Source organism: Hymenobacter coalescens (genome assembly GCF_054783195.1).
On record NZ_BAAGRA010000019.1, the window covers coordinates 161624 to 181022 of the forward strand.

Annotated in this window: 15 protein-coding genes; 9 read left to right on the forward strand and 6 right to left on the reverse strand. The window is 65.2% G+C overall.

The window, feature by feature from the left end; translation table 11 throughout:
* Nucleotides 1-45: 45 nt before the first annotated feature.
* A complete protein-coding gene (locus tag ACYVKQ_RS17180) occupies nt 46-1044 on the reverse strand; it encodes an NAD-dependent epimerase/dehydratase family protein (protein ID WP_460676580.1) in 999 nt (332 codons plus the stop codon).
* Between the two features lie 153 nt (nt 1045-1197).
* On the opposite strand from ACYVKQ_RS17180, the gene ACYVKQ_RS17185 reads away from it, so the two are divergent.
* From ACYVKQ_RS17185 to ACYVKQ_RS17195, 3 genes are all read left to right on the forward strand, one after another.
* Nucleotides 1198-2322 carry a patatin-like phospholipase family protein gene (locus ACYVKQ_RS17185; protein WP_460676581.1) on the forward strand — a complete coding sequence of 375 codons (1125 nt, stop codon included), beginning with the start codon at nt 1198-1200 and terminating at the stop codon, nt 2320-2322.
* A 665-nt stretch (nt 2323-2987) separates the two neighbouring features.
* On the forward strand, nt 2988-5438 hold the full coding sequence (locus ACYVKQ_RS17190) for a TonB-dependent receptor domain-containing protein (RefSeq protein ID WP_460676582.1): 2451 nt from the start codon (nt 2988-2990) through the stop codon (nt 5436-5438).
* A 147-nt stretch (nt 5439-5585) separates the two neighbouring features.
* A complete protein-coding gene (locus tag ACYVKQ_RS17195; RefSeq protein WP_460676583.1) occupies nt 5586-6725 on the forward strand; it encodes a PepSY-associated TM helix domain-containing protein in 1140 nt (379 codons plus the stop codon).
* A 94-nt stretch (nt 6726-6819) separates the two neighbouring features.
* Here ACYVKQ_RS17195 and ACYVKQ_RS17200 read toward each other — a convergent pair whose 3' ends face one another.
* Together ACYVKQ_RS17200 and ACYVKQ_RS17205 are read right to left on the reverse strand one after the other, a co-directional pair.
* A complete protein-coding gene (locus tag ACYVKQ_RS17200) occupies nt 6820-7602 on the reverse strand; it encodes a DUF475 domain-containing protein (RefSeq protein ID WP_460676584.1) in 783 nt (260 codons plus the stop codon).
* 141 nt (nt 7603-7743) lie between these two features.
* Nucleotides 7744-9186, reverse strand: a complete 1443-nt coding sequence (locus tag ACYVKQ_RS17205) for an amidohydrolase family protein (protein WP_460676585.1) — start codon at nt 9184-9186, stop codon at nt 7744-7746.
* A 270-nt stretch (nt 9187-9456) separates the two neighbouring features.
* On the opposite strand from ACYVKQ_RS17205, the gene ACYVKQ_RS17210 reads away from it, so the two are divergent.
* Complete coding sequence (locus tag ACYVKQ_RS17210; RefSeq protein ID WP_460676586.1) at nt 9457-10842, forward strand: S41 family peptidase; 1386 nt, start codon at nt 9457-9459, stop codon at nt 10840-10842.
* 57 nt (nt 10843-10899) lie between these two features.
* Here the strand turns inward: ACYVKQ_RS17210 and ACYVKQ_RS17215 are convergent, their stop codons facing one another.
* Entirely contained in the window at nt 10900-11727 is an 828-nt protein-coding gene (locus tag ACYVKQ_RS17215; RefSeq protein ID WP_460676587.1) for a DUF6920 family protein, read from the reverse strand.
* 227 nt (nt 11728-11954) lie between these two features.
* On the opposite strand from ACYVKQ_RS17215, the gene kbl reads away from it, so the two are divergent.
* From kbl to ACYVKQ_RS17230, 3 genes are all read left to right on the forward strand, one after another.
* Complete coding sequence (gene kbl / locus ACYVKQ_RS17220; RefSeq protein ID WP_460676588.1) at nt 11955-13202, forward strand: glycine C-acetyltransferase; 1248 nt, start codon at nt 11955-11957, stop codon at nt 13200-13202.
* A gap of 206 nt (nt 13203-13408) precedes the next feature.
* Nucleotides 13409-14146 carry a DUF4386 domain-containing protein gene (locus tag ACYVKQ_RS17225; protein ID WP_460676589.1) on the forward strand — a complete coding sequence of 246 codons (738 nt, stop codon included), beginning with the start codon at nt 13409-13411 and terminating at the stop codon, nt 14144-14146.
* Between the two features lie 95 nt (nt 14147-14241).
* A complete protein-coding gene (locus ACYVKQ_RS17230; RefSeq protein ID WP_460676590.1) occupies nt 14242-15480 on the forward strand; it encodes an exo-beta-N-acetylmuramidase NamZ family protein in 1239 nt (412 codons plus the stop codon).
* A gap of 14 nt (nt 15481-15494) precedes the next feature.
* Here ACYVKQ_RS17230 and cdaA read toward each other — a convergent pair whose 3' ends face one another.
* The gene (gene cdaA, locus ACYVKQ_RS17235; protein WP_460676591.1) at nt 15495-16340 is read right to left on the reverse strand and encodes a diadenylate cyclase CdaA; all 846 of its coding nucleotides are present in this window, start codon (nt 16338-16340) and stop codon (nt 15495-15497) included.
* Between the two features lie 18 nt (nt 16341-16358).
* Entirely contained in the window at nt 16359-17240 is an 882-nt protein-coding gene (gene folP, locus ACYVKQ_RS17240) for a dihydropteroate synthase (RefSeq protein ID WP_460676592.1), read from the reverse strand.
* Between the two features lie 138 nt (nt 17241-17378).
* On the opposite strand from folP, the gene ACYVKQ_RS17245 reads away from it, so the two are divergent.
* Together ACYVKQ_RS17245 and ACYVKQ_RS17250 are read left to right on the forward strand one after the other, a co-directional pair.
* A complete protein-coding gene (locus ACYVKQ_RS17245; RefSeq protein WP_460676593.1) occupies nt 17379-17933 on the forward strand; it encodes a DUF1599 domain-containing protein in 555 nt (184 codons plus the stop codon).
* Nucleotides 17934-18142: 209 nt separating this feature from the next.
* Entirely contained in the window at nt 18143-19309 is a 1167-nt protein-coding gene (locus ACYVKQ_RS17250) for a BT_3928 family protein (protein ID WP_460676594.1), read from the forward strand.
* Nucleotides 19310-19399: the final 90 nt, after the last annotated feature.

Sequence of the window (19399 nt, forward strand, 5' to 3'; positions counted from 1 at the left end):
AAAGCAGTGGTGCCACGACTTTCGGGTCGTGGCACCATCGGGGGCTTACTTCGCTGCGGCGGCCAGCGGGGCCAGGTACTGCGGCTCGGCCTGCAGGTGCTGGAGCATGTCGGCGGTCATGCGGTGCAGGTCGAACTGCGGCTGCCAGCCCCAGTCCTGGCGGGCGGCCGAGTCGTCGATGCTCTTTGGCCAGGAGTCGGCAATCTGTTGGCGCGAGTCGGGGCGGTAGCTTACCTGGAAGCCGGGCAGGTGCTGCTGAATGCTGCCGGTAATTTCGGCCGGCGAGAAGCTCATCGCGCCCAGGTTGTAGGAGGTGCGGATCTTGATCTGCTCGGCCGGGGCGTGCATCAGGTCCAGCGTGGCCTTGAGCGCGTCGGGCATGTACATCATCGGCAGATACGTGTCGGGCTGCAGAAAGCACTCGTAGGGCAGCCCGTGCACGGCGTGGTGGTAGATGTCGACGGCGTAATCGGTGGTGCCGCCGCCGGGCAGCGACTTGTAGCCGATCAGGCCAGGGTAGCGCAGGCTGCGCACGTCGAGGCCGTGGCGGCGGAAGTACCAGTCGAGCCACAGCTCGCCGGCCTGCTTGCTGATGCCGTACACCGTGCCGGGGTCCATCACGGTGTACTGCGGGGTATTGTCGCGCGGGGTGTTGGGCCCGAACACGGCGATGCTCGAGGGCCAGTATACGCGGCCGGTGCCGTGCTCCACGGCGGCGTTGAGCACGTTGAAGAGGCCGTCCATGTTCAGCTGCCAGCCAAACTCGGGGTTCTTTTCGGCCGTGGCCGAGAGCAGGGCGGCCAGGTGGTAAATCTGCTTGGGCTTGTAGCGCTGCATCACCTCCCCGAGGCGGGCGCGGTCGAGCACGTCGAGCTGCTCGAAGGGGCCGGCCTGGGCCAGCTCGGGGTGCTTGGGCAGGCGCACGTCGGCCGCAATGACGTTGGCGGCGCCGTACAGCTGGCGCAGTTCGTGGGTGAGCTCGAAGCCCAGTTGTCCGCCGGCGCCGATTACCAGAATCGTGTCGCCTGTGCCGGTTGTGCTCATACTAAAGCGGGGAAAGGGTGGGGGAATGCAGGTCAGGGCAGGATTGTGCAACGGGCCGGAACGGCCCGCGGCAAAGATACCGGGTTTGGCGCCGCGGAACTTCCCGGCGGGCGGTGCAACTGCCGAGGCCTGTACGGTTATCTTTGGGGTATGATGCACAACACGATACGCGAAGCGGGGGCGCGCTGCCGCCGTTGGGGACTGCTCGGGGGCCTGCTGCTCGCGGTGGCCGCGGCGCCGGCCGCGCGGGCCCAGACGGCCGCGCCCGTTACGTACCGCAACCTGGTGATGGAAGGCGGCGGCATCCGCGGCATTGCCTACGGCGGCGCCCTCGAAGAGCTCGACCGGCAGGGCATCCTGCGCGGCATCGAGCGGGTGGGCGGCACCTCGGCCGGGGCCATTCAGGCCGCCCTGCTGGCCGTGGGCTTTTCGCCGGCCGAAATCGTGCAGGAAGTCAACAACACGCCCATTCAGCGCTTCAACGACGGCCGCTTCATGTTCTTCGGCGGCTCGCACCGCATGATGAAGCAGTACGGCTGGTACCGCGGCGACGCGCTGGCCGAGCACCTGGCCCGGCTGGTGGCCCGCAAAACCGGCCAGCCCGACCTCACGCTGCTGCAGCTGCACCAGCTGGCCCAGCAGCAGCCCGGCCGCTTCCGCGACCTGTACACCACCGGCACCAATGTTACGCTGCAGCGCGTGCAGGTGCTCAGCTACGAAACCCACCCGCAGATGCGCGTGGCCGACGCGGTGCGCATTTCCATGAGCATCCCGCTGTACTTCCGCGCCGTGCTCCTGGACGAGCAGAACAACGTCATCCGCGGCAAGCCCGCCAAGGGCCAGCCCGTGCAGGTGATGGTCGACGGCGGGATGCTAGCCAACTACCCCGTCGACCTGTTCGACAAGCCGCGCTACCTGCCCGCTGGCCTGCCCCCGGCGCCGCCCGATGCCCGCGGCAACGTGTTCAACCCCGAAACGCTGGGCCTGCGCGTCGACCGGCCGGAGCAGATTGCGCTGGACACCCTCGCCAGCGGCCGGCAGGCCCTGGCCCCTTACGCAATCCACGACTTCCCGTCCTACATCGGGGCGCTCTACAACCTGACGGAGGAAAACCTGAACCCCACCCAGGCCTGCGACTGGAGCCGCACCATCAGCATCAACACGGCCGGGTTCAGCCCGAAGATCAAGCGCATGTCCGACGCGGAGAAGAAGCAGCTCATGGACAGCGGCCGGGCCGGCGTGCAGGCCTTCGTGCAGCGGGCGCAGGTACGGCGGTAACTACGTAGTGCAAAATCCGCAATTTTCCAGGCTGAAAACCGCATTTATAGCACCGCTACCGGCCCAGGGGCTGCGTAAAAGGACTCGTAGCCCTCGTCAAATGCGGCAACATGCATGGGAATCAGGTGTGGTAACCATGCACGGCGAGCGGCTCGAATGCGCCAGCTTCCGAGAAGCTGACCCATGACCAAGCGCCCCTCCGGCAGACGGCCGGAGGGGCGCTTGGCGTTTTATCGGCCGGCTAGGCGGCTTTGATAAGGGCTTACCCTGCGGCAGGCGGCGCTGGGTGAGCTACCTGCAAACGCTCCTGGGAAGGCCAGTCCACAGCCAGAAGGCGGTAACGGTTGGATGGTTTTCGCCGCGGCGGGCCATGCGGGAAGGATCAGGGAGACAAAAAGGTTTCGGGGCCTAGCCCCGGCCGCGGCGCGGCAAGCGGTGGTGTGCCCAAGAGTTGGCCGGCGGTGCAGACAGCATAACGAAGCGGCGATGTCCGGGAGCAAGCCTCGTCCGGTTGGCGGGCAAGCAGCCACTGCAAACGATTTTATTTAGAATAATTCTAATCAATTGTGTCAACTTTATCATAAAGTGGCGTTTGGGTTTTACTAATCGGAGGCTAGGGCTTTGCTTTGGGTGTTCTTTGGAATTATTCCAAATAAAGCTGCCGCATGAACTCATCTTATCTATTTGGCCTAACTGCCGTTTTTTCGGCCGCTGCGTCGCCCGCTTGGGCCCAGCAAGCCGCCGCCATCCGAGGCACCGTTACCACCCAGGACGGCTCACCCGCCGAAGCCGTCACGGTGGGCCTGAAGGGCCGCTCCCAGGGCGCCATCACCAACAGCCGGGGCCAGTTCGTGATTGAGCGCGTACGCGACGGGCAGTACACGGTGGTGGTGTCGGCCGTAGGGCTGAAAACGGCCGAGCAGCAAGTGACGGTCAGCGGCGGGCAGGCCGGGCCGGTGGACTTCGTGCTGGCCGAAAACGCCCAGCAGCTGCGCGAGGTGACGGTGCAGGGCAACCGCATCAATAAGTTCGTGCGCCGCGAGTCGGTGGACGTGAACAAGATGCCGCTCACCAACCTCGAAAACCCGCAGGTGTACGCCACGGTGGGCAAGGAGCTGCTGACCGAGCAGCTGGTGTTTACGGCCGACGATGCGACGCGCAACGTGCCGGGCCTGCAGAAAATGTGGGAAGCCACCGGCCGCAGCGGCGACGGGGGCGCCTACTACGCCTCGCGGGGCTTCGTGGTATCGAGCCAGCTGCGCAACGGCGTGGCCGGCAACGTGACCGGCGACATCGACGCGGTGAACCTGGAAAAGCTGGAGGTCATCAAAGGGCCCTCGGGCACGCTGTTCGGCTCGGCGCTGACCTCGTACGGCGGCCTGCTCAACCGCGTGACCAAAAAGCCGATCGACACCTTCCAGGGCGAAGTGGCCGTGGCCGCCGGCTCCTACGGCTTTCACCGCGTGAGTGCCGACGTGAACCTGGTGGACCAGAACGCGCCGGCCGACGAGCCGAAGACGCTGGCTTTCCGCCTGAACACGGCCTACACCTACGAGGACAACTTCCAGAACCGGGGCTACGCCGGCTTCAACAAGAACCTGGCCGTGGCGCCCAGCCTGCAGTGGCGCCCTTCCGACAAGCTGACCGTCAACCTCGACGCCGAAATTCACAAGGCGTCGGGCACGGGCCGGCAGATGATTTTCTTCTACTTCCCCTCGGCCCAGCTGGGCGCCGACCGTGCCGACAAGCTGCCGCTGGACTACCGGCAGTCGTACCAGGGGCCGGGGCTGATTCAGGACTCGCGCAGCACCAACCTGTTTGGGCAGGTGCAGTACCGCATTTCGCCCAGCTTCACCACCACCACCTACCTGACCAGCAGCCACAGCTACTCCAACGGCAACGGGCCCTATTTCTACTTGATTCCGGGCACTGATAACACCGTCAACTCGCTGACCCTGGCGCGCGCCGACCAATCGACGCAGAACAGCCGCCGGCAGGTGTGGGAGGTGCAGCAGCTCTTCAACGGCGACTTTCAGATCGGCAGCCTGCGCAACCGCGTGGTGCTGGGCCTGGACTTCCTGCGCTTCGACTCCAACCAGGACTTTCTGGGTGGCGTCATCGACGCGGTGCCGCTCACGCGGGGTGCCGGCAGCTACCGCGACTTCAACGGCACCCGCGTGGCCGCCGCCTACGCCACCACGCCCCCGGCGCACTACCTGGTCGTTACCAAGTCCAACACGTACAGCGCCTTCGCCTCGGACGTGCTGAACCTGACCGACAACCTGAGCGTGCTGGCCGCCCTGCGCCTCGACCACTACGACAACAAAGGCGGCATTTACTACTCGGCCAACGCGCCGTACAAGCAAACAACCCTGTCGCCGAAGTTCGGGGTGGTGTTTCAGCCGGTAAAAGACCGGGTGGCTTTCTTCGCCAACTACCAGAACAGCTTTAAAAACCCCACCGACGGCAACTACTTCGGGCTGGGCGGCGCCTCGGTGACGGCCAAGCAGGAGCAGGCCAATCAGTGGGAGGCCGGCGTGAAGCTGGATGCCGCCGAGGGCCGCGTCAGCGCCACCGTGAGCTACTACGACATCAAGGTGAAAGACATGCTGCGCACCCTGCCGCTGAATCAGCAGACGGTGCAGGGGCTCAACCTGCAAACCCAGGACGGCGCCCAGCTCAGCCGCGGCGTGGAGCTCAACCTGACGGCCAACCCCGTGACGGGCCTGAACGTGGTGGCCGGCTTTGCCTACAACGACTCCAAGTTTGAAAAAGCCACCGAGGACATCAACGGCCGCCGGCCCAACACCGCTTCCTCGCCCTACCTGGCCAACGCCTGGGTAAGCTACCGGCAGCCCGAGGGCGCGCTGCGCGGCCTGGGGGCGGGTTTCGGCGGCAACTACGCCAGCGAGAACCGCATTCAGAACACGGCCACCAACGTGTTTACGCTGCCCAGCTACACGGTGCTCAACGCCAGCATCTTCTACGACCAGCCCAAGTTTCGCCTCGCAGCCAAGGTGGACAACCTCACCGACCAGCAGTACTGGACCGGCTACACCACCATGAACCCGCAGAAGCTGCGCAGCATCATCGGCAGCATCAGCTACAAGTTCTAGGCCGCACCGGCAGCGCCGCCGGGGGCGGCGGTTTCGGGGGCAGCGGCGGCGAAGTAGTGAGTGAACGGTGGCCGCTGCTGACCTCGGACCGGCGCCCCCAGCGGCGCTGCCGACGGGCTTTGTACCTTTTTCTTTACTGCTTGGCCAATGACGCGCTTCAAACAAGCCATCGGCAAAATTCACCTCTGGCTCGGACTGACGTCCGGGCTGGTCGTGTTTATCGTGAGTCTGACCGGGGCCATCTTCACTTTTCAGGACGACATCCGCGACCTGACCGAGCCCTGGCGCAAGGTGCCGGTGCAGACCACGGCCATGGTGCTGCCCTCGCAGCTGCAGGCGGCGGCGCTGGCCGCGCACCCCGGCGTGGCCGCCAAGGACTGCTGGACCACCTACTTCGGGCCCGAACGCTCGGCCACGGTGTACTTCGTGGACAAGACCGGCGCGCCCCTGCTGGTGTACCTGAACCCCTACACCGGCCGGGTGCTGCACGAGCTGGACTTGCGGACGCACTTTTTCACCATCATCCAGGAAATACACATGCACCTGCTGCTGCCCGAAGCGGTGGCCAAGTGGGTGATAGGCGGAAGCATCAGCATTTTCGTGGTGATGTTGGGCACCGGCATCGTGCTGTGGTGGCCCAAGCGCAAGCAGGAGCGGAAGCAGCGCTTCACCATCAAGTGGGGCGCGCGGTGGCGACGCGTCAACTACGACCTGCACAACGTGCTGGGCTTTTACGTGGCCAGCATCGCGCTGCTGCTGGCCCTCACCGGCCTGTTCATGATTTTCCCCTGGATGCTCGACTCGACCATCTTCGCCATCAACGGCGGGCGGCGGTACCCGCAGGATAAGATGGCGGCCAAAGTGGATACCCTGCACACGGTGCCCGCCGCCCGGCAGCCCCTGCCCGACGTTATTTACCGCACGGTGCGCCGCCGCTCGCCCCAGGCCGAAATGGTGCTGATGGGGCCCGTCGGGACGGGCAAGGACCCGGTGTACTGCTGGGCCTACGGCAAGACGCTGCACTACTACCTGCGCGATGAGTACGGCTTCCACCCCGTGTCGGGCGAGGTGCTGCAGTTCATTCCGCACAGCCGCAAGAGCAACGGCACCAAGTTCGCCGACATGAACTACGACCTGCACGTGGGCCAGCTGCTGGGGCCGGGCGGCAAGGTGGTGGCCTTTCTCGGCAGCCTGCTGGCTGCCAGCCTGCCCGTAACGGGGACGCTGGTGTGGTGGGGCCGGCTCAACAAAGCCAAAAAGGCGCCGCGCCGCGTCGCCGTGGCCTAGGGCCCCCACGGGTGAAAAACCGTGTGGATAAGTCCACGAAAAAGCCCGGCCGCATTGGCCGGGCTTTTCAGTTTCAGTTAGACGGGAAGGCGGCTTAGCGCTCGGGCAGGCGCTGGTGGCGCGGCACGTTGAAGAGCAGCGACGTGGCCAGCGGCCCCACGAACATGAGCACCGTCAGCACCGTCAGGCCCGCGTCGGCGGCGTGGCTGCCGAGGAAGCGGCTGAAGCCCGAGGCCGGAAAGAAGTGCTCCACCAATGAAAGCAGCAGCTTCAGGCCCAGCACGCCGATGACCAGGAAAGCCGAGGTTTCGAGAAAGGGGTATTTGGCCATCAGCAGCACGAAGGCCTGCGCCACCAGCCGCATGGCCAGGATGCCGATGAACACGCCCAGGCAGATGAGGATGATGTTGTCGGTGAAGGCGACGACGGCAAACACGTTGTCGATGGAAAAGGCCAGGTCCATGAGCTCAATCAGCGCCACCGTGGCCCAGAACTGCCCGAACAGGCCCAGCGTGTGCCGGTACAGCCAGCTTTGCTCCTTGTCGGGGCCGCCGGCCTCGTCGTCGCCGCCGCCGCGGGATTTGGGGCGGAACTGGTCATAGGCCAGGTAGAGCAGGTAAAGGCCGCCGAGGGGCTTCAGAAACCAGAACTCGATGAGGAAGGAGGCGAACAGAATGCAGAGCCCACGGAAGACGTAGGCGCCGATGATGCCGTAGCGCAGGGCCTTCTGGCGCTGCTCCTTGGGCAGGTCGCCGACCATGGTGGCCAGCACCGCCGCGTTATCCACCGACAAGAGGCTTTCGATGATGATCAGGTTGCCGACAATGGCCAGCGAGGCAAGCGGGGTATCTAAAATTTGCTGCAGGGGAGCGTACATCGTGCAAAGGAGGGAATTCGGCGGCAAACCGGCCGGCTAGCCGCGCCGTTTACGGTCGAGCTGTGACAATACCGACAGTTCGGGCGTAAGGTTAAGTTCACTGCCGGCCGCGCGCCGCCGGCCAGTAGGTGGCGGCGGAGCTTAGTTCAGGCCCACCTTGCCCTTCACCGACTCGAAAATCTTGCGGGAGTCGAAGCCCACGCCGCGCTTGAACACGATTTCCATGCGCCGCAGCTGCTGGATGTCCTGCTCCGGGTCGCCGTCGATGAGCACCAGATCGGCCTGCTTGCCGGCTTCGATGGAGCCGATTTCCTGCTCGCGCCCGAGGTAGATGGCCCCGTTCAGGGAGCTGATGCGGATGGCCTGCACCGGCGTGAAGCCCGCTTCCACCAGCAGCTCCACCTGCCGGCGGTTGGCGTAGCCGGCAATGGTGCGGCCCGCGCCCGTCGGGTCGGTGCCGGCCACCAGCAGCCCGCCCGCGTCGTGGAACTGCTTTTCCCAGCCCATTTCCTTTTTAAACAGGGCCGTGCTGGCCGAGTCCTTGCGCTGGTTTTGCTGCCAGGTTTTGGTTTCGCGCTCTTGCAGCTGCGGAATCAGCGCCTCCAGGCCGCCGCCCAGCACCACCTCGCGGCCGGTGTAGGGCTCGAACACAGGCAGCGTAGAAGTCAGCGCTACTTTCTTGCTGATGAGGAAGCCGATTAGGCTCTGCATTTCGGGCGCGTTGGCGGGCAAGGCCAGCAGGCCTCGGCGGGCGGCGGGGTAGTCGCAATTGTCGGCCTGCTTGCCGGCGGCGAAGTCGGAGCTGGCCAGGAAGCCGTGCTCCAAGTTGTCGATGCCCAGCTCGGCGGCCTCGCGGTAGCTGACGGCGCAGAGGTGGCCGGTGACTTTGAGCTGGCGCCGGTGGGCCTCCTGCACTACGGCCGCGAGGTCGGCGCGGGTGGCGTGCATGTACATCTTGAAGGAGGTGCAGCCCTTGTCGGCCCAGAAATTGGTGGCTCGGGCCGCGTCCGCGGGGCCGTTGATGGTGTTCAGGGCCGGAATATCCAGGCCCGGCTCCTCCATGTAGGGCGCCGTCACGTCGATGTCGGGCCCGATGAGCTTGCCCTCCGCGACCATGCGCCGGATGGCCAGGTCGGTCTGCGGCTCGATGCTGCCGGCGGTGCGGATGGTGGTGGCCCCGCCCGCCAGGTACAGCCGCGGAAAGGAGTAGGGCATCTGCGCGATGTTGAAGTACTGGCCCGTGGGCATGGTGTAGTACAGGTGCTCGTGCAGCATCACCAGGCCCGGAATCAGCGTCTTGCCGGCGCAGTTAATCACCTGCGCGTCCTTGGGCACCTTCACCTTCTTCACGGGCCCCACCTGCTCGATGCGCCCGCCGCGCAGCAGCACGGTTTGGTGCAACTGCGCCGGCCGGCCGGTGCCGTCGATGACTTTGGCGTCGGTGAGGGCAATGAGCGGCGCGTCGGTGCGAATGAACTCGCGCACCTGTGGCGTAAAGGCGGGCTGGCTCTGGGCCTGGACCGTGGCAGGCAAGAGCAGCGGAAGGGCCAGGCGGAGCAGGTGGCTGGGTAGGGGCAGGCGCATGGGGAACGGCAGGAAGCGGTGGGCGGTGCGCAAGTATACGCAGGCCGTTCCGGCCCCGGGCCGCCCGGCTAGCTCCGCAGGCAGGGCCGGCCGTGAAGCATCTGCCCCCGCGGGGTTGGCCGCCGGGCCTCACATATACATGTGGTCAGGCAACGGGTTGGCGGCCAGCGAAGTCTGGCGGCATGTCGAGGGCCTGCGGCCGGCGTTCCGCCCCGCAGTACCTCCGATGATGCAGCCGCCTTAACCCCTCATTCCTTTTCGCGAAGCACCATGAACAAAGCAGCCTTCCTTTCCCTATTGGTCCTCGGGGCCGCCCCGGTCGCCGCCCCCGCCCAGGCCCTGCCGGCCGAGTCGCACTGGCAGGTGGTCAACACCGCCTCGGGCGATTTGAACCTCTGGACGCTCCAGCTACACCGCGGCGCGTTTCGCCTCTGCTCCCAGCCAGGGGCCCTGAAGCCGTATGCCCAGGAAGCAGCGGCCGACAAAGACCATCTGGCTAATAAAACCATTCACGGCAGCCTGATTTACATGACGGGGCAGGCGCGCCGCAGCGGCGACAGTCTGGTGCTGGAGGGCCACTACCAGTCGGTGCACAGCCAGCGGCAGTTCCGCGCCACCATTCACCGCGGGGTCTTTCGGGGCCGCATCTTCGCCGAAGGCAAGGCCGGCACGGCATTGCAGGGCCGCCGCCTGAGCCAGAAACAGCCGCTGCGGAACTATGCGGCAATCATCGATTCCGCCATTCAGACCACGGAGCGCCAAATCTACAACCCCCACCTGCTGCAGCAGGCGCCGTGGCTGGCGTTTAAGCAGCAGCTGCGCCGCCAGCGCCGCACCATTCTGGACGATTACCAGCTCAAAACCGTGTTTGCGCTCGGCGCGGCCCGCCTGCCCTTCAGCCACTTCGACCTCTCGGTGCGGCGCACGGCCGTGGCCCCGGCTGCGCGGAGCAACACCTCCACGGCCACCACGGCCGGCCCGGCGGGCAACGTGGCGCTGCGGGCGCTGTCGCCGCAAACGGCCTACCTGCAGGTGCGCTCCTTTGGCGGCACCCGCGCGGAAATGGACAGCGTGGTAAACCTGCTCAAAGCCAAGCCCTACCAGCACCTGATCATCGACCTGCGCGACAACCAGGGCGGTTCCATCGAGGCGGTGATGCCCCTGGCCCGCTACCTCTCGCCCGACACGGTGTACTTGGGCGCCATCGTCACGCGCCGCTGGTTTGCGCACTCCCCGGTGCCGCCCACGCCCGCCCAGTACCAGCGCCTGCAGCCGTTTTCCGAAGCCAGCTACGCGGGCATTCAGGAAGCCATGCACCAGGCCCCGGGCCTCTCGCTGATTGCCCCGCCCGACCCACAGGCGTTCCAGGGCAAGGTGTACCTGCTGGTCAATAAAGAGACGGCCAGCGCCTGCGAGCCGCTGGTGTACAGCTACCAGCACAACCAGCGCGCGGTGGTGGTGGGCGAAAACACCGCCGGCGCCATGCTCAGCGGCGACCGGTTCGATTTGCCCGCGCCCTTCGTGCTGCGCGTGCCCACCGCCGATTACTACACCGCCGACGGCAAGCGGCTGGACCTGGTAGGCGTAGCCCCCGATGTGAAAGTGGCTCCCGAAGCCAGCCTGGACTACGTGGTCAACACCTTGCTCAACAAGTAGCCAGCGGCCACGCGCCAGCCAGCACATTTGCCTTGCCGGTGCCCACCGCCGATCCGCTTAGTACCCGAAGCGTAGCCGCGCGCGCCAGTAGGTAAACTTGCCTTCCGGCAAAAACCAGCTGACTTCGCCCTCCTGCGGCAGCGTCATGCCGCCGATGCGGGCGTAGTCGCGGAAGCTGCCGCCCCAGGGCGTGGGCACGCCGCGGCCATTCACGTCGCGGAAGCGGCTGGGGGTGTAGACGCGCGTGACCTCGCCCTGCGGGCCGAAGTGAAACTCCAGCGCCACGGTGGTGGCCCCGTCGGTAAGGGTGGCCAGGGCCGAGCGCTCATCCAGGGCGCTCCACACCACGCCCTGCCCGGGCAGCAGGGCCGTGGGGTACCACGGCGCCTCGGCCAGGTAGCGCATGAGGGCGCCGGCGTTGAGCTCAGGCCGTCCGCGTTCATCGACTACCGGAACCAACCCCGCCCACCGGCCCTGCATGGCCCCGACGCCGGCCAGGTAGGAGTCGCGGATGCGCACCGGCAGCACCGGTAACATGCGGATGCTCGCGTCCCACACGAAGCCCGGCGGCCCGGTTCGTACATGGTGCTCGGCCGTGAATGGGCTCCAGGGCCGGGCAGGACCCGTGCGAAACTCGCCCTTTTCCTGCACGCGCGCGCTGCGAATCAGCGGCTGGCCGGGCGTGAGGGCAAAGTGCAGGTAGCGCGCCACCGGGGCGGGCAGGCCGCTGAGCTGCTCGGGCGAGTAAGTGGCCGCCGGGCCCGGCGCGGCCCGCAGCTGGGCCACGGCGCGGGCGGTGCTGCGGTTCCAGTAGGCGGCGCACACGGCCGCCGCGCCCGCCAGGCCGGCTACCACGGTTCCGGCTAGTTTTACCCAGTGTTTCATCTGCGTAAGCTGTTGGGCAGCCCCGCGGCTACCGGTTGGGAAGTGAAGGTAGAGGCCGGGCTGGTTCGAAAACATGACGTTTGTCGGCTGGCCGACCCCACTGCGGACGGTGCCCGGCGGGATGGAGAATCATTGCCCGCCAGGGCGTAGCTTTGATTACGGCTGCCGCCTGCCAACCCGCGCGGCGGCCGTACCTTCGCCTACCGATTCCTCAAGACCCCAATCCGATGTACACCACCCTTCAGCCCGACCTCCAGCAGCAGCTGGCCGAAATCAAGGAAGCCGGCCTTTATAAAAAGGAGCGCATCATCACCTCGCCCCAGGGCGCCGAAATCGAAACCGACGAGGCCGGCGAGGTGCTGAACTTCTGCGCCAACAACTACCTGGGCCTTTCCTCGCATCCCGAGGTCATCAAGGCGGCCAAGGAAGCCATCGATACCCACGGCTACGGCATGTCGTCGGTGCGCTTTATCTGCGGCACCCAGGACATTCACAAGGAGCTGGAGCGCAAGCTGGCCGAGTTTCTGGGCACCGAAGACACCATCCTCTACGCCGCCGCCTTCGACGCCAACGGCGGGGTGTTCGAGCCCCTGTTCAACGAGCAGGACGCCATCATCAGCGACGCGCTGAACCACGCCAGCATCATCGACGGCGTGCGCCTGTGCAAGGCCCAGCGCTACCGCTACAACCACAACGACCTGGCCGACCTGGAAAAGCAGCTCCAGGACGCCACCGCCAAGGGCACCCGCCACCGCATCATCGTGACGGATGGCTCGTTCTCTATGGACGGTACCATCGCTCAGCTCGACAAGATCTGCGACCTGGCCGATAAGTACGAGGCGCTGGTCATGATCGACGAGTGCCACTCCATGGGCTTCCTCGGCAAAACCGGCCGCGGCACCCACGAGTACCGCAACGTGATGGGCCGCGTCGACATCATCACCGGCACGCTGGGCAAGGCCCTGGGCGGCGCCATGGGCGGCTTCACCTCGGGCCGCAAGGAAATCATCGACATGCTGCGCCAGCGCAGCCGCCCCTACCTGTTCTCCAACACGCTGGCCCCGGCCATCGTGGGCGCCAGCATCCGCGTGCTCGACCTGCTGACGGAAAGCACCGAGCTGCGCGACCGGCTGGAGGAAAACACCAAGTATTTCCGCCAGCAGATGACCGCCGCCGGCTTCGACATCAAGCCCGGCGAGCATCCCATCGTGCCGGTCATGCTCTACGACGCCAAGCTGGCCCAGGAATTCGCCGCCAAAATGCTCGACAAGGGCATTTACGTAGTGGGCTTCTACTTCCCGGTGGTGCCCAAAGGCCAGGCCCGCATCCGCGTGCAGCTCAGCGCCGCCCACACCCGTGCCCACATCGACAAAGCCATCCAGGCTTTTATCGAAGTCGGCCGCGAGCTGGGGACTATCAAAGCGCCCGAGGCCCAGCAGCCCGAAGCCGGCCAGGTGGTGCAGAACACCCCGTGAGCGTAAGCCGAGCCCTAACTGTAAACCTGCGGCCCGCCGAAACATCGGCGGGCCGCGGTGTTTTGTCGGGGGCGTAGCCTACCCGGCGCGGCGGGCGCAACAGGTAGGGGGCAGGGTTCGAAAGCGTCTGTCCAGGACATTTGCTAGTGGCAGATGGGGCAAGTCAGGTTATAATCAATACATTTAGAAAATATATAAAACGCTATATGTCTGACGAAGCGCCGGCTTTTTCGCCCACGAAGTATGCCCGGCTGGGGGGCTTGGCTTACCTGATCATCATTGCCGCCGGGCTGCTGGGGGAAGCCTTGGTGCGCGGTACCCTGGTGGTGCCGGGCGACGCGGCCGCCACGGCGCAGCGCCTCACCAAGTCGGCAGGGCTGTGGCGGGCGGGCATTGCCGGCGACCTGCTGATGCACGTGCTCGACGTCGGGGTGATGTTCGTGCTCTACTCGCTGCTCAGGCCCCAGGGCCGGGGCGTGGCGCTGATGGCCCTGATCTTCAACGTGATTCAGACGGCGGTGCTGGCCCTGAACAAGCTGAACCTGCTGATACCCACGTTTCTGCTGGACGACGCGCTTTACCTGCGGGGCCTGGAGCCGGCGCAGCGGCAGAGCCTGGCGTACCTGTTCATCGAGGCGCACAGCTTCGGCTTTGGCATCGGCCTGCTGTTTTTCGGCTTTACCTGCCTGGGTTGGGGCTACCTGATGGTGCGCGCGCAATACCTGCCCCGGCTGCTGGGCTGGCTGATGCTGGTGGCCGGCCTGTGCTACATCGTCAACAGCTGCGCGCTGATTGCGGCCCCGAGCGTGGCCGGGCTACTTTTTCCCTTCATCATGCTGCCCCCGCTCGTGGCAGAAACCTCGCTGGCGCTGTGGCTGGTGGTGAAGGGCGTGGACATGGCCCACTGGCCGCAACCACGGGCCGCCGAGCTGGTGCACGCGTAAAGGCCCTGGCCGAGCGCCGCCGGCTCTATCCGGCCCTCGGGGATAAAAGCTACCTTCCAAGGCGTCTTTTCTTTCACCCAACTTCCTTTGGTGCCATGAAACTGCCTTTTGTACTGCCCTTGCTCTTGGTCGGCGGCGTGGCCTCGGCCTACCTTACCCTGGTGAGGCCCGCCGAGCCGCCCACAGCGCCCCCGGCCCCGGCAGCCAGCAACATCGTCAATGGCGCCGACCAGACCGAGGCCTACGTGAGCTACCTCAAGGGCAAGCGCGTGGCCATCCTGGCCAACCCCACCACCATCATCGGCAAGCGGCACCTGGTGGACAGTCTCGCGGCCCGGGGCATCAACATCGTGCGCATCTTCGGGCCGGAGCACGGCTTCCGGGGCAACGCCAGCGCGGGCGTGAAAGTCACCGACGAAAAGGACCCGGCCACGGGCATCCCGGTTATTTCCCTGTACGGCCCGAAGCGCAAGCCCTCCGCCACCGATCTGGCCGACGTGGACGTGATGATCTTCGACGTGCAGGACGTGGGCTGCCGGTTTTACACCTACATCAATGTGCTGCGCGACGTGATGGACGCCTGCGCCGAGCACGGCAAGGAACTGCTGCTGCTGGACCGGCCCAACCCGAACGGCTACCTGGTGGACGGCCCGGTGCTGGATATGCAGCTGAAATCGGGCATCGGGCAGTTTCCCATTCCTATCGCGCACGGCCTGACCATTGCGGAATTTGCCCAGATGGTGAACGGCCAAAAGTGGCTGCCCGAGGGCCGAACCTGCCGGCTCAAGATCATTCCGGTGAAAAACTACCGGCACGACCTGGAGTACGTGCTGCCGGTGAAGCCTTCGCCCAACCTGAACACCCAGCAGAGCATCCTGCTGTACCCGTCCACCTGCCTGTTTGAGGGCACGGTGCTCAACCTCGGCCGCGGTACGCAGTTTCCCTTCACCGTGCTCGGCGCCCCGGCGCTGCAGGGCCAGTACCGCTTCTCCTTCACCCCCGTCAGCATCCCGGGCATGAGCGAAACGCCGCTGCACATGAACCAGGCGTGCTACGGGCTGGACTTGCGTCAGTACGACGTGCGGGAGCTGCGCAAAACCGGCCGCATCAACCTGGCCTGGATGATTACGCTCTACCAGGCCTACCCCGACAAGGCGAAGTTCTTCGACAAAACCCAGAGCAAGGAAATCGGCAGCATCGACAAGCTGGCCGGCACCGCCGACTTCAAAAAGCAGATCGAAGCGGGCCAGACCGCCCAGCAGATTCGTGCCTCCTGGGAGCCGGGCCTGAGCCAGTACAAGCAGATGCGTAAGAAGTACCTGCTGTATCGGTAAGGGGCGGGGCAGCCTTACGCTGCCACCTCCGCGGCCGAGCGGGCCGAGGACGACGAAGCGGCCGGCCGGGGCTGCGCGTCGAAGAGGAACTCGTTGAGCTTGCCGCGCAGATCGGCCGAGGAAAGGTTGCGCAGCACTTCGCCGCCGCGCACCAGCGACATCTGCCCGGTTTCCTCGCTCACCACCAGCACCACCGCGTCGGTTACTTCCGTCAGGCCGATGGCGGCGCGGTGGCGCAGGCCCATGGATGCGGGAACGTCGGGGTTTTCGCTGACCGGCAGGATGCAGCGCGCGGCCTTGATGCGGCCTCCGGCAATGATGACGGCCCCGTCGTGCAGGGGTGAAGTCTTGTTGAAGATGCTCATGAGCAGGCGCTTGCTCACGGCCGCGTCGAGCAGGTCGCCCGATTCGGCGTAAAACTTTAGGTCCGAGGCCTGCTGAAAGGCGATGAGCGCGCCGGTGCTCTTTCCCGCCAGGCTCTTGGCTGCCTCCACGAAGGGCGTCACCGACATGCGCTGCTGCGGCGTCTCGCGGCGCCAGGAGAACATGCGCATGCGCTCCAGGGCCGTCACCTTGCCGATGTTGAGCAGGAAGCGGCGGATTTCCTGCTGAAACAGGATGATGCCCGCCAGCACGCCCACCGACATAAACTGCCCCAGAATCATGGTCAGCAGCTCCATGCCAGCGGCCTTCACCACCAGGTACACCAGGTAAATGGACAGGAAGCCCAGGAAGATGCGCAGCGCCACCGAGCCGGTGAGCAGCTTATAGATCTGGTAAAACAGGATGGTTACCAGCACCACGTCGACGACGTCGATCCAGCCGATGCGCAGGAAGCCGATGGCGACGGGGTTAAACATGGGAGCGGTAATTAAGTCTCAGGTGCTAAGCGTGTTTTCGAGTAGGCGGATGGTCTGCTCGGCTTCGGCCACGTCGTGCACGCGCACGAGGGCGGCCCCGCCGAGCACGGCCAGGGTATTCAGGGCGATGGTGCCGGGCAGGGCGTCGTCGGGCGTGAGGCCCAGGGGTTTCCAGACGAGGGTCTTACGGGAAAGTCCTACCAAAAGTGGCAAGTCCAACACGGTGCGCAGCTCCGGCAGGCGCCGCAACAACTCGTAGCCCTGCTGCGGCGTCTTGGCAAAGCCAATGCCGGGGTCGAGCACCACGTCGGCGGCGGGCCAGAGGGCGCGCAGGGCCGCGAGCCGGTCGCGGAAGTAGCGCGTGAGCTCCAGCAGCAGGTCCTCGTCGTAGTGGGCCAGCTGGGTCATGGTTTGCGGCGTGCCGCGCATGTGCATCAGGATGTAGGGCACCCGCAGGCGCGCCACGGTGGGGAACATGGCCTCGTCGAGCAGGCCCCCACCGATGTCGTTGATCATGTTGGCCCCGGCCTGCACGGCCTGTTCGGCCACCGCCGCCCGGAACGTATCGACCGACAAAAATACCTCCGGGAAGCGCTTGCGCAGGACCTCCACGGCGGGCAGCACGCGGCGCAGCTCCTCGTCGGGCGTGATGTCGTCGGCCCCGGGGCGGGAGGAGTAGCCGCCCACGTCGAGCACGGCTGCGCCGGCCGCGAGCATCTGCTCGGCGCGCTGCAGCAAGTCGGTTTCGGCCGCCGTACGCGAGCCGGCGAAGAAGGAATCGGGCGTCACGTTCAGGATGCCCATCACGCGCGGGCGGCTCAGGTCGAGCACGTAGCCGCCGGGGCAACGCAGCGTTTGCCGCCCCCGAAATAGCGTATCTTGCGCAACCAGACCAGTCATGGAAATTCGAGCTTGGCGTCCGGTGCTTGGTGCTTAGGGAGCCGCGAAACCAGCGCAGCCATCAAGTGGCTGAAATGGCAACGGCCTAGGCACTAGGCACGAAGCACCAAGCACTGTCTTAAAAATAGCTTTTTCACGTTGAACGACCAAACCCCGCGGCAATACGACCGGGTGATTGCGCAGTGCCGGGCGCTGTTTCTGGCCAAGACGCACGACTACGGTACGGCCTGGCGCATCCTGCGCCTGCCCAGCATCACCGACCAGATTTACATCAAGGCGCAGCGCATCCGCTCCATCCAGGAAAAGGGCCAGCAGTTGGTACAGGACCCCATCGACGACGAGTTCGTGGCCATCGTGAACTACTGCGTCATTGCCCTGATGCAGCTGGGCCTGCCCGCCGACGCCCCGCTCGACCTGGACCCGGCCGCCGTGGCCCAGGCCTACGACGAGCAGGTGGAACAGAACCGCCGCCTGCTGTTCGCCAAAAACCACGACTACGGCGAGGCCTGGCGGCAGATGCGCGTATCCAGCATCACCGACATCATCCTGATGAAGCTGCACCGCACCAAGCAGATCGAGGACCTGCACGGCCGCACCCTGGCCTCGGAAGGGGTGGAGGCCAACTACCGCGACATGCTCAACTACGCGGTGTTCGCGCTGATTCTGCGCGGCGCCGCGCAGGAGGCGGGGTAGGGGCGAGGTTGGGTTTAGGGGTTGAAGAAAATCAGCCGAACGTCATGTCTCGACATGACGGCCTTTGGGCTCACGCCGCTGTTTGCTGAACGGTCTCGCGGACTTCTTGCAGCTGCTGTCGGGGCGTGCTGCTTGCTCGCTGCTGTATTTCTCCTCTGCCCCGAACAATCCGCGTTGCCCGGCCGTTAGCCAGCCGCTTACTTTGTACTATGTCCACTTCCACCGCACCTGCTTCCACGGCCATGACGGCTGGCCGCCAGCCGTCCCACGTCATGCGCACGTTCGTCCGACTCTGCTGGCTGCTGCTCGGCGCGTTGTTTATCTTCTCAGGGCTGATTAAGCTCAACGACCCCATCGGCACGGCTTACAAGCTGGAAGAATACTTCGAGGTGTTTGCCGTTGATTTCGGCTCGTTTTTCCTCTACTTCAAGAACATGGCCCGCACGCTGAGCATCACGCTCAGCTCGCTGGAAGTGGTGCTGGGCGTGGCCTTGCTGCTGCGCTGGAACCTGCGCACCACGCTCTGGTCCCTGCTGGTGCTGCTGGTGTTTTTTACCTTCCTGACGTTCTACTCGGCCGCTTTCAACAAGGTCACCGACTGCGGCTGCTTCGGCGACTTCATCAAGCTGAAGCCCTGGCAATCCTTCTTCAAAGACCTGTTTCTGCTCGGCCTCTGGGTGGTGGTGTTCTTCAACCAGCGCTACCTGCGCCGCGTGTTTGCCAAGGGCACTTTGGGCACCATGTACGTGACGTTTGCGCTGGCCGTGGCCGTGGGCATCGGCGTGTACGCGCTGGGGCACCTGCCCTACTTCGATTTCCTGCCTTACAAGGTGGGCAACGACATCGGCAAGCTCATGCAGCCCTCGGCGCCGCTGCGCTACAAGTACATCATGGAGAAGAACGGCGCGACGCAGGAATTCACCGAGTACCCCACCGACACGCTCTGGAAGTTCAAGCAGATGGTGGCGCTAAACCCCGAGGACGGCCCGAAAATCACCGACTTCCGGGTGTGGGGCGCCGAGCAGGAGGAAATGACCAAGGAGGTGCTCACCGGCAACAAGCTGCTGCTCATCATTCAGAACACCGACAAGGCCGACCGGGACCGGTTCGACCAGATCAACCTGACGCTAGCCGGCGCCGACTCGTCGAAGAAGCAGATTACGCCCATGACCATCACCAGCAGCTCGCCCACCGAGTTCGACGTGTTCCGCCACGAGGTGAACCTGCCCGGCAAGTACTACTTCGCCGATGCGACGGTGCTCAAGTCGATGATCCGCTCCAACCCCGGCTTTCTGCTGCTCAAGGACGGCGTGGTGAAGGGCAAATTCCACTACCACGACATTCCCAGCCGCGCCAAGTTGGAGGAATTGCTGTAAGAGAGTTGGCAGTTGTCCGTTGCGAGGTGTCAGAGCAAAAGCGGCTGTCGGAACGAACTAACAACTGGCAACCCGCAACTGATAACTGAC